The sequence below is a fragment of the Myxococcota bacterium genome (genome assembly GCA_039030075.1).
GTDB lineage: Bacteria > Myxococcota_A > UBA9160 > UBA9160 > SMWR01 > JAHEJV01.
Genome location: JBCCEW010000005.1, coordinates 40332 through 57034 on the forward strand (window position 1 = coordinate 40332; position 16703 = coordinate 57034).

Below are 16703 nucleotides of genomic sequence, written 5' to 3' on the forward strand. Positions count from 1 at the left end.
TCCCGGGAGAACCCTCCCATGACTCGCATCCTGCAACAGGCGGGCGCCGCGCTGGCGCTCGTCGCCTTCCTCTGGGTGGCCGGCACGGGCGTCGGCCACGCCGAGACCGCGAAGCTCTCCGGTGTCGTGAACCTCAACACGGCGACCGCGGAGCAGCTCGAGGCCTTGCCCGGTATCGGCGAATCGCGGGCGCGCGCCGTGATCGCCCAGCGCGAAGCCGTCGGCGGCTTCAAGCGTGTCGAGGATCTGCTCGACGTGAAGGGCATCGGCGAGGCGGGCTTCGCACGCCTCAAGCCGCATCTGTCGGTCGAGGGGAAGACCACCTTCCGCCGCCAGGACTGAGGCTCGACGGGGCCGGCGGCGCGTGGCCGCCGGCCTCCAGGCGCAGCGGGGTCGCTACCCTGCCGCGATGCCTCCCCTCCGCCTCCGGCTCGCAGCCTTGTGCGCCTGCGTCGTCGCGGTCGTGTCCTGCGATGCCGCCGCGCCCCGCGACGACGCCAAGGGGGTGCGACTCGTCTCGCTCTCGCCGTCGGTCACCGCGATCGTGCTGGCGCTCGGAGCGCAGGAGTCACTGGTAGGTGTCGATTCCTCCTCGGCCGAGCGCGAGCCGCGCGTCGCGCATCTGCCCACGGTGGGGGGGCTCTTCAATCCGAGTCTCGAAGCCATCGTGTCGCTCGAGCCCGACATCGTCGCCCTGGTGCCCAGTGCACAGCAGCGCGACCTCGAGACACGACTCGGTGAGTTCGGTATCGAGGTGCTGGCCCTGCGCAATGTCACCACGATGGAGGTCTTGGCCTCGATCGGCGTGCTTGGCGCACAGCTCGACCGTCAGAGCGAAGCGCAGGCGCGGGTCATGGCGATTCGCGAGGCGTGGGCCGACGGGAACCTCAGCCCCCGGGAAGATCCCCCCTCGGCGGTCATCGTGCTGCAGCGCGACCCGCTCTACGTCGTTGGGTCCGGCAGCTACCTCGACGCGATGCTCGTCGCCGCGGGCGCGCACAACCTCGGGGCCGAGTTCGAGGAGGCGTATCCGCGGGTGTCCGTCGAGTGGCTGATCGAGGCCGGCCCGGCCCTGATCCTCGACGCGGCCGACCCGCCGGACGAAGCCGAAGCGCACTGGCAGCGTTGGCCCTCGCTCCCCGCGGTGGTCGCGTCGCGTGTGCACGTGCTCGAGCAGCAGATCACCGTGCCCGGTCCCTTCCTCGACGAGAGCCTCGCGCTCTTGCGCGCGCACGTCGCGGCGGGCGCGACGCCATGAAGGTGCTCTCGGCCCGCGCTGCCGCGCTGCGGCTCGTGGGCCTCGCGGGGCTCCTGCTCTTCGTGGTGGCGCTGGGCGTCATCGCGGGGCCGAGTGCGCTGCACCCGGGCGACGCGTTCCGCGCGCTCTTCGGCAGCCTGGAAGCGCCGGCGATCGAGGACATCGTCTGGCGTGTGCGGCTGCCCCGGGTGGCGCTCGCCGCCGTCGTGGGCGCAGCGCTCGCCGTGTCCGGGGTGCTCTTCCAGGCGCTGCTGCGCAACCCGCTCGCCGATCCCTACGTGCTCGGGGTTTCGGGAGGCGCGGCGGTGGGAGGCATCCTCGCGCTCTCCTTCGGTCCGGCCCTCGGTTGGGGCGCCAGCGCTGTCCCGCCGGCCGCCTTCGCGGGGGCGCTGCTCACCACCGCGACGCTCTACGGTGTCTCTGGGACCGGCGGCCGCGTGTCTGCCCACCACCTGTTGCTGACCGGCGTCGTCTTCAACGCCTTCGCGTCGGCGGGCATCGTGTTCATGGCGTCGCTCTCCGGCCTCACCGAGGGGACGAGCCTCTTTCTCTGGTTGATCGGGAGTCTCTCGAGCGTGCGCGCCGACGCCGCACCGATCGTTGCGGGCTTCCTCTTCCTCGGGCTGGGATGCGCGCTGCCACTCTTGCGCGACCTGAATCTCCTCGTGCTCGGCGAAGAGTCGGCGGCGCAGCTCGGGGTCGAGGTCGGAAGGCTGCAGCGCCTGCTCTTGCTCTCGACGTCGCTGATGGTCGGCGCGGCGGTCGCGGTGGCGGGTCTCGTCGGCTTCGTGGGACTGATCGTTCCCCATCTCCTACGCCTGCGCTTCGGCCCCGACCACCGCCTGCTCCTGCCCGCGGCGGCGCTTTCGGGAGCGGCCTTTCTCGTGCTGAGCGACACCGTCGCGCGCTCGGCCTTCGGTGGACGCGAGCTCCCGGTCGGCGCCATCACCGCGCTCGTGGGTGGGCCCCTCTTCTTGTATCTGCTGCGGCGCAACCGTGCCGGGAGCTTTCCGTCATGAGCGAGGCGCTCGTCTTCGACGACCTGGCCGTGCGGCTCGGCAACCGTTCGGTTCTCGAGGGGCTGTCGCTGAAGCTGGCCGCGGGAGAAGTGCTCGGCCTCGCCGGTCCGAACGGCGCGGGGAAGACGACGCTCTTCCGTGTCGCTACCCGGGTGGTCGCGGCCGCGCGCGGGGAGGTGCGGCTGGCCGGGACTGCGGTCGACGCGCTCTCGCGGCGCGAGCTGGCCCGTCGCCTCGCCGTGGTCCCCCAGGACGTCGAAATCCCCTTTCCGTTCCGCGCAGGCGAAGTCGTCCTGATGGGACGCGCGCCGCATCGCATCGGCCCGGGCTTCGAGAGCGAAGCCGATGTCGCCACCGCCCGGGCCTGCCTGGAAGAGATGGGGATCGCCGCGTTGGCCGACCGCTCGATGCTGGAACTCTCGGGGGGGGAGCGACAGCTGGTGCTGGTGGCGCGGGCCCTGGCCCAGGACCCGGACGTGCTGCTCCTCGACGAGCCGACGTCGCACCTCGATCTGCGTCATCGCACCCGGGTCCTCGAGCGCGTGCGGGCGTTCGCTGAGCGGGGTGGGGCCGCGCTCGTCGTCTCCCACGACCTCAGCCTGGCCGCCCGCAGCTGCGATCGGCTCGCGTTGATGGCCGAAGGCCGCATCGTCGCCGAGGGTTCGCCGTCGGAGGTGCTCCGACCGGAGCTACTGCGGTCGGTCTTCGGCGTCGAGGCGCGTGTCGAGACCGCGAGCGACGGCATTCCTCTGGTCGTGCCCCACCGCGACGTCGGACCGCGAGATGCGCCGGGCGGTGGGGTCTCCTAGCCTCCCGGCCCATTCGAGGAGACGCCGGCCGGGGCCCTCATCCCCCCGCCCGCAGGAGAGTGTTCGTTGGCCGAGTTGAAGATCGAGAAGCTGCAGGCGCGGGAAATTCTGGATTCCCGCGGGAATCCCACCGTCGCGGTGGACGTGACGACGTCGACCGGTGTGGTCGGCAGCGCGGCAGTGCCGTCCGGCGCTTCGACCGGATCCCGCGAAGCCCTCGAGCTGCGCGACGGCGACGCCGGCCGCTACCTGGGGAAGGGCGTGCAGACGGCCGTCGCCAACGCGAACGGCGAGCTCGCCAAGGCGGTCCAGGGCCTGACCCTCGGAAGTCTGGCCGAGCAGGAAGCCCTCGATCGTGCGCTCCTCGACTGCGACGGGACCGACACGAAGTCCCGGCTCGGCGCCAACGCGCTGCTGGGTGTGTCCCTCGCGGCAGCACATGCCGCGGCGAACGCGACCGGCCAGCCGCTCTACCGCTTCCTCGGTCAGGACGCCCACGTGCTGCCCGCGCCGATGATGAACGTGCTCAACGGCGGAGCCCACGCCGACAACACGGTCGACCTCCAGGAGTTCATGCTCTTCCCGCTCGGCGCGCCGACCTTCTCCGAAGCGCTGCGCTGGGGCACTGAGACCTTCCACAAGCTGAAGGGCCTGCTCGCCGACAAGGGCTACGCCACGGCGGTGGGCGACGAAGGCGGCTTCGCGCCCAATCTGAAGAGCAACCGCGAGGCCATCGAGTTGGTGCTCGCGTCGATCGAAGCGGCGGGATACCGACCCGGCGAGGACATCGCGATCGCCCTCGACCCGGCGTCGAGCGAGTTCTACAAGGATGGGCAGTACGTGCTCGAGGGCGAAGGCAGCACCCTGAGCATCGAAGGCATGATCGCGTTCTGGGAAGATTGGGTGCGTCAGTACCCGGTCGTCTCGATCGAGGACGGCCTCGACGAAGCCGACTGGAAGGGCTGGAAGGCGCTGACCGACAAGCTCGGCAAGCAGGTGCAGCTGGTGGGCGACGATCTCTTCGTGACGAACCCGAAGATCCTGAAGGAAGGGATCGACCAGGGCGTCGCGAACGCCATCCTCATCAAGGTGAACCAGATCGGCACGCTGACCGAGACCCTCGAAGCGATCCGCCTGGCGCGCGAAGCGGGCTACGCGGCGGTGGTGTCGCACCGCTCGGGCGAGACCGAGGACACCACGATCGCCGACCTCGCCGTCGGCACCGGTGCCGGGCAGATCAAGACCGGCTCCCTCTCGCGCTCGGATCGGGTGGCGAAGTACAACCGCCTGCTCGCGATCGAGGCCGATCTCGGCGACCGCGCCGTCTACGCCGGGCGCACGACGCTCTCGGGGGCGAAGTAGCCGTGCGGTCGCTGCGGGCGACGCTCGTTCTCTGGCTGGTGGCGACGCTGGTCTGGGCGCTCCCCAGCCTGGCGGCCATCCCCGGTCCCGAGAAGGTGGCGCGCGCGGTGGCCAACGCGAACGAGGTCAGCGGGCGCAGCAAGCCGCTGCTGATCGAAGTGACGCTGCGCGTGGCCGGCGCCGCCCCTTCGGCCGACGGCACTCTCGCCGTGCATCCTTCGGGCCTGGCGCGCCTCGAGCTGCGCAACAAGCTCGGCTTCGTCGAGCGGCACCTGCTCCAGGGCAACGCCTATCAGGCGAGCCGGGACGGCCAGCTGCTGCGCAACCCCCATCCTTTTCTTCCGCCCGTCTTCTTGCTGCAAGCGACGTCGGGAGAAGCCCTGCGCGCTGCGCTCGGCAGCTTCGGCGTGGCCGACCAGGAGCTCGTGCTCGGTCGGCTGGGTCGCCACGACTGCTACGTCTTCGGCGGACGCATCCCGGGCTCGGCCCCGAAGGAGCAGCTGCTGCCTTCCTTGTGGGTGGACACCGTGAGCTTCGACCCGCTGCGCATCGTGCGTGCCGATGGGGTCGAGTACCGGCTGGGCCCGATCGAGGTGCACAGCGGCATCCGCCTGCCGAAGTGGATCGAGCTGCGCACGCCCGCCGGCTTCCGCGCCCGCCTCGAGGTCGCAGGGGTCTCCCGGGCCGAAGCCCCGGCCGCGCTATTCCAGCCTGACTGGCTGACCGCGACGCCCGGGCCGGCGAAGAACGCCGCTCCGTAGGCCACTCCGGGCGGCGTCCAGGCGCCGGAATTCCCAAGGGTTTCTCGGCCCCAGAGGGGTCGGGGCGGATTTTTCGCAGCCCGCGGCAATTCAGGCCTACAGCAATCGCGCAGGTATACCGAAGAGCTTCTCCAGACCGGCGAGAGAACCGATTCCCCAATGAAGCGAAGGGGTTCGGTCTCCACCCTACGCAGGGGTGATGCCGCGGAGAATCGACATGGCCGAGAAGAACCGTCTCAACATCCTGGTGGTGGATCCGGACGAGGGCACCGTCCTCGAGTTGAAAGATCTGCTCACGCAGGAGGGGTACCGCGTTCAGTCGAACACCGATCCGAACGCTGTGATCGAAGAGATCAAGCACGGGGCGTTCCAGATGGTGATCCTCGACGTTTCACCGCCAGCGGATCCGTCCCTCGAACTGCTGGGCCGCATTCGCGCCGCTGACTCGGACCTGTGCGTGATCACCACGACGGCAATGCCGACGGTGGACGTCGCCGTACGGGCGCTCAAGCAGCAGGCCTTCGACTACCTGCAGAAGCCGATCGAGCCGCAGGAGCTGAAGGCGGTCGTCGACAACGCGATCCGCGAAAAGGGTCTGCTGATCGACGTGGAGACGCGTCTCAACCAGATCGTGGGCAGTCGCCTGCGCGAACAGCGCACGACGGCCGGCCTGACGCTCAAGCAGCTCGCCAACCGCACCGGCCTCTCGGTGAGTTTGATCTCGCAGATCGAGCTCGGGAAGTCGGCGGCGTCGATGTCCACGCTCTACAAGCTGGCGACGGCGCTCCAGGTGCGGATGACCTTCTTCTTCGAAACGGTCTAGCGCCGCTCGCCGCGATGATCGCACGCACGGGTTCTGCCCGTGCGTGCGCACGCGCGCGCCTGCCGCCCGCTACCGATGCGCGCGTCGATTTCGGTGGATCGCGGCGACCGCGAGTGCTCCCCAGAAGAGACCGAGCCCCGTCGCGGGCGCGGGCAGGAAGACGACGAGGCCGCCACTGCCCTCGAGCGCGGTGCCGAACGGGCCGGGTGCGAAGGGATCGCTAGCGATGTCGTCGACCACCACACGCCCGCTGAGCTGGGCGCTCGCCTTGGGCACGGCGGGGTCCCCGGCGTTGGTGAAGTCGACGCCCGGCAGGACGTCCAGCCGGCGGCCGGTGCCGTGGACGTGGAGCGCGCCGGCGTAGAAGGACTCCTGCGCCGCGGTGGCCGCGTTGGGGCCGCTCTCGTAGGAGCCGCCCGAGACCTCGGCGCGCATCGGCCGTCCCCCGAACACGCTCAGGGTGAAGCGACAGCCCGACTGGGTCATCACGTTGTCGACCAGGCGCACCAGACCGTGTGCCAGGGAGAAGAAGTGGATCGAGCCCAGCTCGTAGACCGAGGGCGTTCCCGAGGCGGTGTTCTTCTGGAGGCAGGTCCCGCTGATCGTGTTTCCCTCGATCGTATTGCCGATCTCCGGAGCGAGGCTGCAGCTGCCCGTGCTGCAGTCGTAGGTCTCGGTGTCGGTGTTCACGCCGATGGCCAGACCGGCGAGCTGGGTCAGGGTGTTGCCGGACACCTCGTTGTCGTCGCTGCAGAAGCCGCCGAGGTTGATCCCATAGGTATTGTTGTTGCCGCTGGGCTCGATCAGGGGCCAGACCACGGTGCCTTCGACGTGGTTGTCCTGGATGCGGGCGCCGCGCACGCCGACGGCGAAGATGCCCTGGTGGCCGAGGTCGCGGAAGGTGTTCCCCGTGATCTGGTGGTCGTAGAGGAGACCGTTGCACGACGAAGCGGGGCCGTTCTTGAGCTGGATCCCGTACTTGTTGGCGCGCTCGAACACGTTGTCCCGAATCACGAACTCGCGGGTGTAGTCGCCCGCCGTCATGCCAAAGGACGTGCACTTCACGCCGGGCGGGCCGAAATTGGGGGCCGTATCCATGTAGGGGCAATCGAAGCCGTCGCCCCCGTTCCAGCAGCCGACGTCTTCGAAGCGGCTGTGCTCGATCGTCCAGCGGCGCGTGTTGTTGAAGGTGGCTCCGTTGCTGGTGAAGCCGCGGGCGACCACGTTGTGCAGACAGCCGTCGTTCTGCTCGGTCTGTGACTCGCAGGCGTCGTAGGTCTTCCAGAACTCGTTCTCGCAGACACCATCGTTGTCGCCGGCCCCCGCGAGATCCTCGATGCAGGCTTCGTCGGGCTCGCAGAGCCCATCGCCGTCGTGGCCTCCGGCCGGATCTTCGAGGCAGGCTTCGAGTTCGCAGAGGTTGTCGTCGTCGCCGATCCCGTCGTCGGGGATGTCGCGCAGCTGGAACTGGTTCCAGACGCGAAGGCCATTGTGATGCCAGGAGGCGCAGTTGATCGTCGGCCCCGGGTCGGGCGCGACCTGCTCGTGCTTGCGGCCGTCGAGCACCAGGTTGCGAAGGCGCAGCGGGAAGGTCTTGCGATGGAACTCGAGCACCGCCGGCGGGCGAGTTGGCGGCGTCCAGAGCGGCGAGCGAAAGACGGTTTGCTCCCCGTGGCCTTCGATGACGAGGCCGTTCGGGAAATCGAGGAGCAGGCAGTACTGGGGGTTGGTGAGGTCGGTGATGGTGCCGTCGCAGGAGGCTGCAGACGTCGTGACCATGATCGATACGTTCTCGTAGGTCTCCGGGAGTGCGCGCAACACGCACCCACCCGCCATGGCGCAGGCGTCGAGGGCGAGCTTCAGATCGTCCCCGTCGTAGTCCAGATCGCTGTCGAGGTCGTCCGCGACCACGACGTTCGTCGGCAGCGGAACGCCGATCTCGGGGCATTCGGCCTCGATCTCGAGGATCTCCTCGTTCGACCAGGCGGCGAACTGCTGTCCCCCGATGCCGTCGTCGAAGACGGCGCGTACCCGGTAGCGGTTCGTCCCGACTCCGGAATCCTGGGCTGCGGACGGGAACCCGTCGTCGTCCAGGAACACGGTGTCGGTCAACAAACCCGCGTGGGCGGCGAACCAGGCGCCGTCGAAGCGTTGGAGCTCGTAGCCGGCCAGGGTCGTGCCGGCCGGGGGCGTCCACATGTCGCTCCAAGCGATCCGCGCGACTCCGTCGAGTGCTTCCTCGAGGGGAAAGAGCGGGAAGCTCGCGACGACGGTCTCGATCTCGGAGATCGCGTAGAGTCCTCCGCCGGTGAGGAGCCGCACCCGGTAGTCGTAGGTGCCCGGTCCCGGCAGGGTGTCGACCGCCGTCATCCAGCGGAAGTCGCCGCTGGCGACCACGACGAAGGGCCCCGCATCCTGGCTGCGCTCGAGCTGGTAGCCCGTGACGTCGGGCGCTGGGTCTCCGAAGGCGCCCGAGCCGCGCGACCAGAGGAGCCGCACGCTGTCTGCGTTGCCGTCCTGGCGCGCGACGCGGATCTCGGGTGCCACATCGACCACGCCGTCGTCGTCCGCGTCGGCGTCGCACGGGTCGCCGAAGTCGTCGCCGTCGAAGTCCTCCTGACCGGGGTTCGCCCAGTAGTCGCAGTTGTCGGCGGGTCCGTCGTCGAAGCCGTCTCCGTCGGTATCGATGGCCCGCGCGGAGGTAGCGAGGCTCACCGCCAGGAGCACCAGCAGGAGCGTTGCCTGCGCGACTTGCATCGCTCCAGCCTACACCGGCGCGGCACCCGCTTGTGAATCCAGCGGCGGCCCCGACCGGACGATGGGGGGAACCAGCTTCGGTATGCTTGCGTGGCCCGAAGGGGTCTGGAGGACGGCTTCTGCGATCGGTAGAAGAAGCGCGGCCGCGGCCGGGACTCAGCGTTCCCGTGATCACCGCGCTCGACGAAGACGGCGGTCTTCGCGAAGAGGACCAGCGCGCGCTCGTGCGCTTCGTGGTGCAGGACGGCTACGGCGCCGACATCGTGTTCGCGGCTGGGACCACCGGCGAGTGGGACCGCGTGACGAACGACGTCCGCCAGCGGGTGATCCAGGTCTGCTCGGAAGAAGTGGCGAAGTGCAACGCAGGCCTCGGACGCGGCGATCGTCAGATCGAGGCCTGGGCCGGCGTGACCGCGCACACCGCGGAAGAGACGCTCGCCAACCTGGACTTCGCGATCGCCCACGGCGCCGATGCCGCCGTCCTGGCGCCGCTCTCGATCGACGGGGTCGAGGATCCGGTGCACTTCGTGGCGCGCGATGTCGCCGACCTGCTCGACGCGCGCTCGCGTCGTATCCCCATCTATCTCTACGACAACGCGGACATCGCCGTCGATCCGAAGGTGCCCCACATCCGCACGCGCCAGGTGAAGGCGATGAGCCGCCACGACTTCGTGCGCGGCATCAAGGTGTCGGCGCCGAAGAAGGTGTTGGGGAACTACACGAAGGCGGCCGCCGGTTTTCGCGAGCGCGGCGAGTTCGGCATCTACGTGGGCAACGCCATGCTGATCTTCGATCTCTTCGGCCCCTACCCCGGGTTCTGGGGCACGGTGCGCGAGCACTGGAACCGGCGCCGGCTGCGCGGCGGGCTCCCGATCGGCGTGGTCGCCGGGCCGGGCAACGCATTGCCGCGCGAGTGGGCGCGCGCCTGGCAGGTGTGCCGCGCCGGCGATGCGGAACGCATGGCGGCGGCACGCGGCGTCGCCCAGGCCTTCGCTGCTTGCTGTCGGGTGCCGTCGGGAAAGCGGACGATCGCGTGCCTCAAGCGCGCCCTCTTCTCGCTCGGTGTGATCGCGAGCGACGCAGTCGCGCCCGGCACGGCGGCGCTCACCAACGCCGACACCGAGGTGTTCGACGCGGCCTTCCTGGCCCTGCGCGAGCGCGCGCGCGACGAGCTCGGCGAACTCTGGGTGTCCCGCTGGCACACCGAGGGAGCCCTGTCTTGAGCGACGCAGACACCGCGAAGCCGCTCGACGTCGTGGGCATCGGCAGCATGGTCGTCGACCGGATGCACCGCACGCCGCGTCTGCTGGGCGCCGACGAGAAGGGCATGCTCGAAGACCTCGGGTCGGGCCCGGTGCAGCCGATGATCGGCGGCGTCGTCCTGAACCATCTCGGCTGGGCGGCGAGTCTGGGGCTGCGCACCGGGATCTTCGGCCGCGGCGCCAATGACGCAAACGGCCGGTTCCTGCGCGGCGCCATGGACCGGCTGGGGATTCGCCATGCGATCGATCGCTCGGGGAGCGCCAGCTCGGTCTGTGAGATCTTCGTCGACGCCGCCGGCGAACGCACGATCTATATGGCGCCGGCGGCGACGTCGGAGACGTCGGCGTCCCATATCCGAGAGTTCGTGGACTTCATCGCCGACGCCCGCTTCGTCTCGACCGAGATCTCCCAGCTGCCGCTCGACGCGGTGGCGGAGGTGCTCGCTCTGGCGAAGGCGTCGGGAGCGACGCGCGTGCTCGATCTCGACGTACCGCCGAGCGCCGCGGTGGCGTCGGGATTGGGCGACGAAGCCCAGCTGCTCACGATCCTCGCCGAGACCGAGATCCTGAAGCCGTCGAAGGGCGCCTGCCGCGAGCTCGTCCCGGGCAGCGACGACCCGCTCGAACTCGCCCGCGCGCTGCGCGCACGCTTCGGCAACGACGCCGTCGTCGTGACCGACGGCGAGGCGGGCTGTGCCGTCGCGGCCGAGGGCTACGAGGGGTTCGTCCCCGGCACGCCGTTGAAGGCCTCGGATACCACCGGCGCCGGCGACGCCTTTCTCGGTGGTCTGCTCGCCGGGCGCGCCAACGGGATGGGCTGGGAAGAGACGGCGCGGCTGGCAAATGCCTGTGGCGCCGCCTGTGTGGAGCAGCTCGGTGCGTTCCCCGAAGATCCGGAAGCCGCCTACGCGAAGGTGCGTACGCTGGTGCCCGACCTCGCCGCGATCCTCGGCGGACCGGCCCGCGCCGAAGACGACGCAGCGACCCGCGCGGCCGTCGCGAGCTTCGGGGTGGCGCTCGAAGAGCTCGAGGCGCTCGGAAAGCGGCTCGACGCGGATGCGTACGAGCATGCCCTCGCCCTGCTCGGGGAAGCGCGCGAGTCCGGGGCCCGGCTCCACATCACCGGCGTCGGCAAGCCCGAGCACCTGGCGCGCTACGCCGCATCGCTCTTCGCCTCGACCGGGACGCCGGCGACCTTCCTCCACGCCACCGAGACCATCCACGGCAGCGCCGGGCAGATCGTGGCCGGCGACGTCGTGATCGCGATCAGCAACAGCGGCACCACCCAGGAGTTGCTCGCCGCCGTGGCGGCGCTGAAGCCCCTGGGCGCGCGGATCATCGCGGTGACCGGGGGCCTCGACTCGCCGCTGGCCCGAGAAGCGGAAGTGGTGCTCGATGCGGGCGTCGCGCGCGAGGGCGGCCCCCTCGGCTTCGCGCCCCGGGCCAGCCTGGCCGCCGAGCTACTGGTGCTCGCCAGCCTGGCGGCGGGCGCCGAGCAGGCGGTGGGCTGGACCGCGGCCGACTACCAGGCGCGCCACCCGGCCGGGGCCCTCGGGCGCCTCTCGAAAGGGTGATTCAGCTCACAAAATCAAGGACTTGGAGCGCTCCGAGAGTGTGGGAATCGCACTCAGGTTCGCGGGGGTCGAGGCCGAAAGAGAGCGTGAGGGGATTTTACCCCTCTGATTCTTGACCTCATCGGAGCCCCCCAGCCATGCCCAAGCCCTCCCGCGCCGCCGATCCCGTGGACGGCGAGCTCGACGCGATCCTCACCTCGTTCAACAGCGCCTACACCTGGCACTACGGATCCGTCAAAGAAGGCCTGCGCGCCCTCTACGAGAAGGCGAAGCGCGAGCAGTGGAACGCGACGACCCAGCTGGCCTGGGACATCCACGTCGAGCCCGAGAGCGAGATCATCCCGGCGGCGTTCAACCCGCTCGAGAACTACGGCCCGTTCCAGCGCTGCAGCAAGAAGGAACAGGCCCACTTCCGCCACGCGACGCTGGCGTGGCAGCTCTCCCAGTTCCTGCACGGCGAGCAGGGCGCGCTGATGACGGCGTCTCAGCTGGTGAGCGCGGTGCCGTGGATCGACGCGAAGTACTACGCCTCGAGCCAGACGATGGACGAGGCGCGACACGTCGAAGTGTTCGGACGCTACCTGCGCGAGAAGCTCGAGTGGGAGTTCCCGATCAACGAGAACCTGCGCAAGCTGCTCGATACGATCCTCACCGACAGTCGCTGGGACTTCAAATACCTGGGCATGCAGATCCTGGTGGAAGGCCTGGCGATGGCTGCTTTCGGCAACCTCTACCAGATCGCCGACGAGGATCTCCTGAAGGAGCTCATCCACTACGTGATGAAGGACGAGTCGCGCCACGTGGCCTTCGGCGTGCTCTCCCTCGACGGCTACTACCAGGACATGCCCGAGAACGAGCTGCGCGACCGCGAGGACTTCATCATCGAAGCCAGCGTGATGATGCGCGACCGCCTGATCGGCGACGACATCGCCGACGTGATGGGCTTCGATCGCGGCGAGGTGAAGGAGCTGATCCTGGCGTCGCCGATCATGCAGGCCTTCCGCCAGCAGCTCTTCGCACGGATCGTGCCGAACGTGAAGCGGCTGGGGCTCATGACCCCGCGCGTGCGCCAGGCCTACGCCGACATGAACCTGCTCCACTTCGAGGACACGGACCCGGAAGAGCAGGACCGGCTGCTGGGGATCGTCTAGCCGCGCGCGCCAGAATCCCGCGCGCGGGCGTTCAGGCCTTCGGCGGCGTCTTGATCGTGGACCGACTCACGCCTTCGGCGGGGTCTTGACCGTCAGCACCGGGCAGGGCGCCTTCTGTACGACGCGTTCGGCGATGCTGCCGAGCAGCAGGTGCTTCAGGCCCGACAGGCCGTGGGTGCCGATCACGATCAGGTCGACGTCGCGGAGTGCGGCTTCTTCGACGATGACCGTCGCCGCGTAGCCCTCGCAGACGATCGTCTCGACGCCACGGCCGCCGTTGTCGAGCTCGCTGGCCAGCGCCTCGAGCTGGGCCTTGGCGTCGGTCTTCACGCTCGCCCAGAAGTCGGGCGGCAGGTACGCCCCTTCGAGCTGTTGGAACTCGACGGGCAGGTGGTAGGCGTGGAGGAGCAGGAGCTCGCTCTCGTGCTCCTCGGCCAGGTGGGTGGCCCAGTCGATCAGCGCCGGCGTGTGATCCGAGAAGTCGACCGGCACCAGGATGCGGCGGATCTCGATCGTCATGGCTCCACGCTGCGCCTCGCCGGCGGGAGAATCAACCCCTGTTTCGGGGGCTTTCCGGGGTGTGGGCGGGTGCCCGCGAGGGCGGGAACCGAGCCGGAAAGCGCCCTGAAAGCGGGCATTTGACGCCCGGCCGGGCGGCCTCTACCGTCCCCGATCCCGGTGTCGGAGGTGGGCCCAGCCCCCGCCACGCCGGGCCGATCCGGCCGCGTCCCAACGCCGCCGGACGCGCGACAGGCTGGTTCCGGGGCCGTAGCTCAATTGGGAGAGCGCTGCGTTCGCAACGCAGAGGTTGGCGGTTCGATCCCGCTCGGCTCCACCACCGCCTGCGTTTCTGAGGTCGCGTCGAAGTGGCGCCTGCCGTTGGCGGTTGCTCATCCGGGCTTCGCCGGGCTGGTGTCTCGTGCCGCTGCCCGGCCCGCGTGCGATCCCGCTCGGCGCCACCCACCGGAAGCCATGTCGCCGCGCCGCTTGCTGCCGTGATCTCTAGCTCGTGACGACGGCGGGGTCGCCGAGGTGCCGAGTCACCATCGACCAAAAGCCGTAGCGCCCCGCGCCGAGACGCACGAGGTCTTCTTTCGCGTAGCGCGCGGCTTCCGGCGAAATCGGCTTGGCCTGGCGCGCCTTCATGTGGGCTTCGGCCACGCGCTCCATCACGACGAAGCTTCCGACCGACTGGTCGACGCTCTCGCCCACGGTGAGCAGACCGTGGTTGCGTAGGATCACGGCGCGGTGGGAGCCCAGCGCCACCGCGATCCGCTTGCCGCCCTCGACACTCTGCACCTGCACTTCTTCGTCGTCGAAGATCGCGTGGTCTTCGTAGAACAGGCACGACTCCTGGGTGATCGGCTCGATCGGCCGCACTTCCGCCGAGAACGGCGTGCCCCAACCCGTGTGCACGTGCGTCGCGCTCACCGCGTCGGGGCGCGCCATCAGGATCGGGTGGTGGATGAAGTACGCCGCCATGTTGATCGGTCCCTGGCCCTCCACGAGATCGCCATCCGGACCGACGAGAACGAGGTCGTCCACGCGGGCCTCGTGGTAGGAGGGTCCGAAGCGAAGCATCCAGAAGCAATCTTCGCGCTCTGGATCTCGTGCACTGATGTGACCGTCGCCCAGGTCGCCCCAGCGCTGGGAGGCCAACAAGCGATAGCCGAGGGCCACCTGCTGCTTGCGCTCGGCGCGGGTCTCGTCGTGGGAACGGGTGTCGTTGGTGTGGGAACTCATACCGGGCCTTCAACCCTCAGTGTAGGCTGCGAGTCCCCGGTGATCTCGTCCCCAGCGAGGGTCCCTAGTGACCGCGCGGCGAGGGGATGGGCACCTCCGCATGCGGGTCCTTCACCTGGATGCTCTCGCCTCCGAGCACACTTCCATCCAGCGCAAAGAGGGCGTGATGGGCTTCACGGGCGCAGGCCATCTCGACGGATGCGAAGAACTTCCGGCTTCCCGCCTCCATCATCGTGAGGATCATCATCGACTCGATTCGACCGTGAGGCTCGAACGCCGCTCGGAGGTCGGCGAGCGTCGTGGAGGCCGAGAGATTCTCGACGTAGAGCCGTCTACCCATCGTTCGCCGGGAAGACAGGCGAGCTGCTGGCCGCGGGTCGAAAAGCCGAGGTCCGCGGCCGCGCCGTCATGACGGCTCTTTCCCCGAGCCGGGTGACGCGGCCGGGCCCAGGCTACGTCGGATGAGCGAGATCTGTTCGAGAAGGATGGGCCGCGTCCAGCTGTACATCCCCTCATGGGACTTGGACCCATGTGGCTTCGTGCATTGGATTCCTGCGCGGCCCCAGAGCATGAAATGCGGGATCTGCTCTTCGTTCGAGATCTGCAGCTCCGCACTCATGGACTTCGAGTCTTCGGTGCGCTCGCCACAGAGGAAGATCACCAGATCCGAGCCACGAATCTCACGGCGTGCTCCTTCGCTCCAGAACTCGCGCCCCGAGATTCGCTGGGAGCAGGCCGAGACTTCGAACCCCGACGACTCCGACTGCCTTCGGATCTCCGTGAGGAGGTCCGCATCGTGTTCGGTGTCGTAGCTGACGAAGATCCGCACATTGCTCATACGACGAACGCTTCGGACGAGAGCGGGTTGCGGCGAGGCGTCCTGCCAAAGGCTCGCAGGTCGGTTCGTCGATTCAACGGGAACCTCGGGATCGCAGGAACGCGAGATACTTGAGGAGCTCTTCCTCTTCCTCGGCCGTGAGATCGTCGATCGCGAACACCGCGAGCCGTTTCCGTCGCTGCCCCTTCTTCTCGGAGGGCAGCAGGTATCCGGCCTTCTCCATCAAGGAGTCGTAGGGCACGACGTAGACCTCCGCGAGATCGCGCAACACGGTGGGAGACGGCTTTCGGATCTTCCCGTTCTCGAGCTGGCTCAGGTAGGCGTTCGAAACGGACGCGCCGGTAGCCTCTTCGACTTCCCGGAGCGTCATGCCCTTCGCAGTCCTCAGGTCGGACAGGATCGCGCCCAATTCGCTCTGGCGCGTGACGAACTCGGAGCGTTTTCGAGAGCGTTTTGCCGCTTTCGGCATCGGGTCGGACAACCAGCGAAAGAGGATCTCATGCAGCACACCATCAGGGCTGCTTCACAGACCTAGCAAGCTTAGCATACTTAGCAGCGGGCGTGCGCCGCGGCTCCGCTGGACCTCGCCTTGCGCAGACGCCAGGGTTCCGTATGGTCCGCGCCAGCAAGGCCGATGACGGGCCGAGTCAGCACGGGAGGCACGAGGCTTCTCCACTGGCTCTTCGCCCCGCGAGTTTCGGCGCTCGTGCCAGCACGGATGGCTGGCAAGCAACACGATCGGAACGCGGCACCGCTCGAAGGAGCCTGCCCGCCGCCCGAACCTCAACCCCAAAGTTCTCGAAGGAGAACCGGGGCAGAATTGGATGATCCATTGGGTAGAAAGATTTACGTAGGCAACCTTCCGTTCTCGGTCACCGAGGGCGAACTCAAAGACGCTTTCGGACGACACGGTGGTGTCGAGTCGGTTGCCGTGATCACCGACCGCGAGACGGGCCGTCCGCGCGGCTTCGCATTCGTCGAGATGGAAGACGAGAACGCGGCCGGCGAGGCCATTCGCGCGCTCGACGGAACCGACTTCGGCGGCCGAAGCATCCGGGTCAACGAGGCCCAGGACCGCCGCGGTCGCGGCTAGCCCTGACCGCAGGAGGGCCGGGGCGGGAATCAACGCTCCGGCCCTCGTTTCGGTTGCTGCCCGGGGGAGCGCTCGAGGCGCGAGAGGGACCTCGCTGGAACGACCTCAGCGATCTTCCCCGAACCCTACGGGATTTCAGGAACGCGCTGGGGGCTCGTTCCACCATCGAGCTCGAGACCTCTGCGGACCCAGGCGAACGCCAGTGCGCGCCAGCTCCTGCTCGGTTGGCGGTTCGAACCCGCTCGGCTCCGTT

General features: G+C 68.8%; 17 protein-coding genes and 1 tRNA gene. 12 read left to right on the forward strand and 6 right to left on the reverse strand.

The genetic code is table 11. From position 1 onward, the window contains the following. The first annotated feature begins 18 nt into the window (after positions 1–18). From AAF430_06865 to AAF430_06895, 7 genes are all read left to right on the forward strand, one after another. Positions 19–342 (forward strand): ComEA family DNA-binding protein, encoded by a 324-nt coding sequence (locus AAF430_06865; GenBank protein ID MEM7409936.1) that lies wholly within the window; start codon positions 19–21, stop codon positions 340–342. A 67-nt stretch (positions 343–409) separates the two neighbouring features. Next, complete coding sequence (locus AAF430_06870; protein ID MEM7409937.1) at positions 410–1258, forward strand: helical backbone metal receptor; 849 nt, start codon at positions 410–412, stop codon at positions 1256–1258. Beyond that, a complete protein-coding gene (locus tag AAF430_06875) occupies positions 1255–2277 on the forward strand; it encodes an iron ABC transporter permease (GenBank protein ID MEM7409938.1) in 1023 nt (340 codons plus the stop codon). The genes AAF430_06870 and AAF430_06875 overlap by 4 nt, the downstream gene beginning before the upstream one ends. After that, complete coding sequence (locus tag AAF430_06880; protein ID MEM7409939.1) at positions 2274–3086, forward strand: ABC transporter ATP-binding protein; 813 nt, start codon at positions 2274–2276, stop codon at positions 3084–3086. The genes AAF430_06875 and AAF430_06880 overlap by 4 nt, the downstream gene beginning before the upstream one ends. Before the next feature lie 66 nt (positions 3087–3152). After that, complete coding sequence (eno, locus tag AAF430_06885; protein ID MEM7409940.1) at positions 3153–4448, forward strand: phosphopyruvate hydratase; 1296 nt, start codon at positions 3153–3155, stop codon at positions 4446–4448. 2 nt (positions 4449–4450) lie between these two features. Then, positions 4451–5209, forward strand: a complete 759-nt coding sequence (locus AAF430_06890) for a hypothetical protein (protein ID MEM7409941.1) — start codon at positions 4451–4453, stop codon at positions 5207–5209. A gap of 217 nt (positions 5210–5426) precedes the next feature. After that, positions 5427–6032, forward strand: a complete 606-nt coding sequence (locus AAF430_06895; GenBank protein ID MEM7409942.1) for a response regulator — start codon at positions 5427–5429, stop codon at positions 6030–6032. 69 nt (positions 6033–6101) lie between these two features. Here the strand turns inward: AAF430_06895 and AAF430_06900 are convergent, their stop codons facing one another. Then, complete coding sequence (locus AAF430_06900; GenBank protein MEM7409943.1) at positions 6102–8789, reverse strand: right-handed parallel beta-helix repeat-containing protein; 2688 nt, start codon at positions 8787–8789, stop codon at positions 6102–6104. Positions 8790–8821: 32 nt separating this feature from the next. Here AAF430_06900 and AAF430_06905 point away from each other — a divergent pair, with 32 nt between their 5' ends. The 3 genes from AAF430_06905 to AAF430_06915 all read left to right on the forward strand — a co-directional run bounded on the left by AAF430_06905 (position 8822) and on the right by AAF430_06915 (position 12776). After that, positions 8822–10012, forward strand: a complete 1191-nt coding sequence (locus AAF430_06905; GenBank protein ID MEM7409944.1) for a dihydrodipicolinate synthase family protein — start codon at positions 8822–8824, stop codon at positions 10010–10012. Continuing rightward, complete coding sequence (locus AAF430_06910) at positions 10009–11625, forward strand: PfkB family carbohydrate kinase (GenBank protein ID MEM7409945.1); 1617 nt, start codon at positions 10009–10011, stop codon at positions 11623–11625. The genes AAF430_06905 and AAF430_06910 overlap by 4 nt, the downstream gene beginning before the upstream one ends. 137 nt (positions 11626–11762) lie before the next feature. Beyond that, complete coding sequence (locus AAF430_06915) at positions 11763–12776, forward strand: ferritin-like domain-containing protein (protein MEM7409946.1); 1014 nt, start codon at positions 11763–11765, stop codon at positions 12774–12776. Between the two features lie 66 nt (positions 12777–12842). Here AAF430_06915 and AAF430_06920 read toward each other — a convergent pair whose 3' ends face one another. Continuing rightward, entirely contained in the window at positions 12843–13295 is a 453-nt protein-coding gene (locus tag AAF430_06920) for a universal stress protein (GenBank protein ID MEM7409947.1), read from the reverse strand. Between the two features lie 243 nt (positions 13296–13538). Here AAF430_06920 and AAF430_06925 point away from each other — a divergent pair. Further along, positions 13539–13614: transfer RNA gene (locus tag AAF430_06925), tRNA-Ala, on the forward strand. Positions 13615–13778: 164 nt separating this feature from the next. Here AAF430_06925 and AAF430_06930 read toward each other — a convergent pair. From AAF430_06930 to AAF430_06945, 4 genes are all read right to left on the reverse strand, one after another. Further along, a complete protein-coding gene (locus tag AAF430_06930) occupies positions 13779–14519 on the reverse strand; it encodes a class II aldolase/adducin family protein (protein ID MEM7409948.1) in 741 nt (246 codons plus the stop codon). A 64-nt stretch (positions 14520–14583) separates the two neighbouring features. Beyond that, on the reverse strand, positions 14584–14859 hold the full coding sequence (locus AAF430_06935; protein MEM7409949.1) for an RNA-binding protein: 276 nt from the start codon (positions 14857–14859) through the stop codon (positions 14584–14586). A gap of 66 nt (positions 14860–14925) precedes the next feature. Further along, on the reverse strand, positions 14926–15357 hold the full coding sequence (locus AAF430_06940; protein ID MEM7409950.1) for a hypothetical protein: 432 nt from the start codon (positions 15355–15357) through the stop codon (positions 14926–14928). Between the two features lie 73 nt (positions 15358–15430). After that, positions 15431–15826, reverse strand: coding sequence for a helix-turn-helix transcriptional regulator (locus AAF430_06945; protein ID MEM7409951.1), 396 nt, complete (start codon positions 15824–15826; stop codon positions 15431–15433). Between the two features lie 363 nt (positions 15827–16189). Between AAF430_06945 and AAF430_06950 the strand changes: the two genes are divergently transcribed. Beyond that, positions 16190–16450: an RNA-binding protein gene (locus AAF430_06950; protein MEM7409952.1), complete on the forward strand. Its 261-nt coding sequence runs from the start codon at positions 16190–16192 to the stop codon at positions 16448–16450. Positions 16451–16703 lie beyond the last annotated feature (253 nt).

Excerpts from the sequence above, each read along its gene's own strand:
- AAF430_06865 (MEM7409936.1), top strand. The coding sequence starts at position 19 with ATGACTCGCATCCTGCAACAGGCGGGCGCCGCGCTGGCGCTCGTCGCC.
- AAF430_06870 (MEM7409937.1), top strand. The coding sequence starts at position 410 with ATGCCTCCCCTCCGCCTCCGGCTCGCAGCCTTGTGCGCCTGCGTCGTC.
- AAF430_06875 (MEM7409938.1), top strand. The coding sequence starts at position 1,255 with ATGAAGGTGCTCTCGGCCCGCGCTGCCGCGCTGCGGCTCGTGGGCCTC.
- AAF430_06880 (MEM7409939.1), top strand. The coding sequence starts at position 2,274 with ATGAGCGAGGCGCTCGTCTTCGACGACCTGGCCGTGCGGCTCGGCAAC.
- AAF430_06895 (MEM7409942.1), top strand. The coding sequence starts at position 5,427 with ATGGCCGAGAAGAACCGTCTCAACATCCTGGTGGTGGATCCGGACGAG.
- AAF430_06900 (MEM7409943.1), bottom strand. The coding sequence starts at position 8,789 with ATGCAAGTCGCGCAGGCAACGCTCCTGCTGGTGCTCCTGGCGGTGAGC.
- AAF430_06915 (MEM7409946.1), top strand. The coding sequence starts at position 11,763 with ATGCCCAAGCCCTCCCGCGCCGCCGATCCCGTGGACGGCGAGCTCGAC.
- AAF430_06920 (MEM7409947.1), bottom strand. The coding sequence starts at position 13,295 with ATGACGATCGAGATCCGCCGCATCCTGGTGCCGGTCGACTTCTCGGAT.
- AAF430_06930 (MEM7409948.1), bottom strand. The coding sequence starts at position 14,519 with ATGAGTTCCCACACCAACGACACCCGTTCCCACGACGAGACCCGCGCC.
- AAF430_06935 (MEM7409949.1), bottom strand. The coding sequence starts at position 14,859 with ATGGGTAGACGGCTCTACGTCGAGAATCTCTCGGCCTCCACGACGCTC.
- AAF430_06940 (MEM7409950.1), bottom strand. The coding sequence starts at position 15,357 with ATGAGCAATGTGCGGATCTTCGTCAGCTACGACACCGAACACGATGCG.
- AAF430_06945 (MEM7409951.1), bottom strand. The coding sequence starts at position 15,826 with ATGCCGAAAGCGGCAAAACGCTCTCGAAAACGCTCCGAGTTCGTCACG.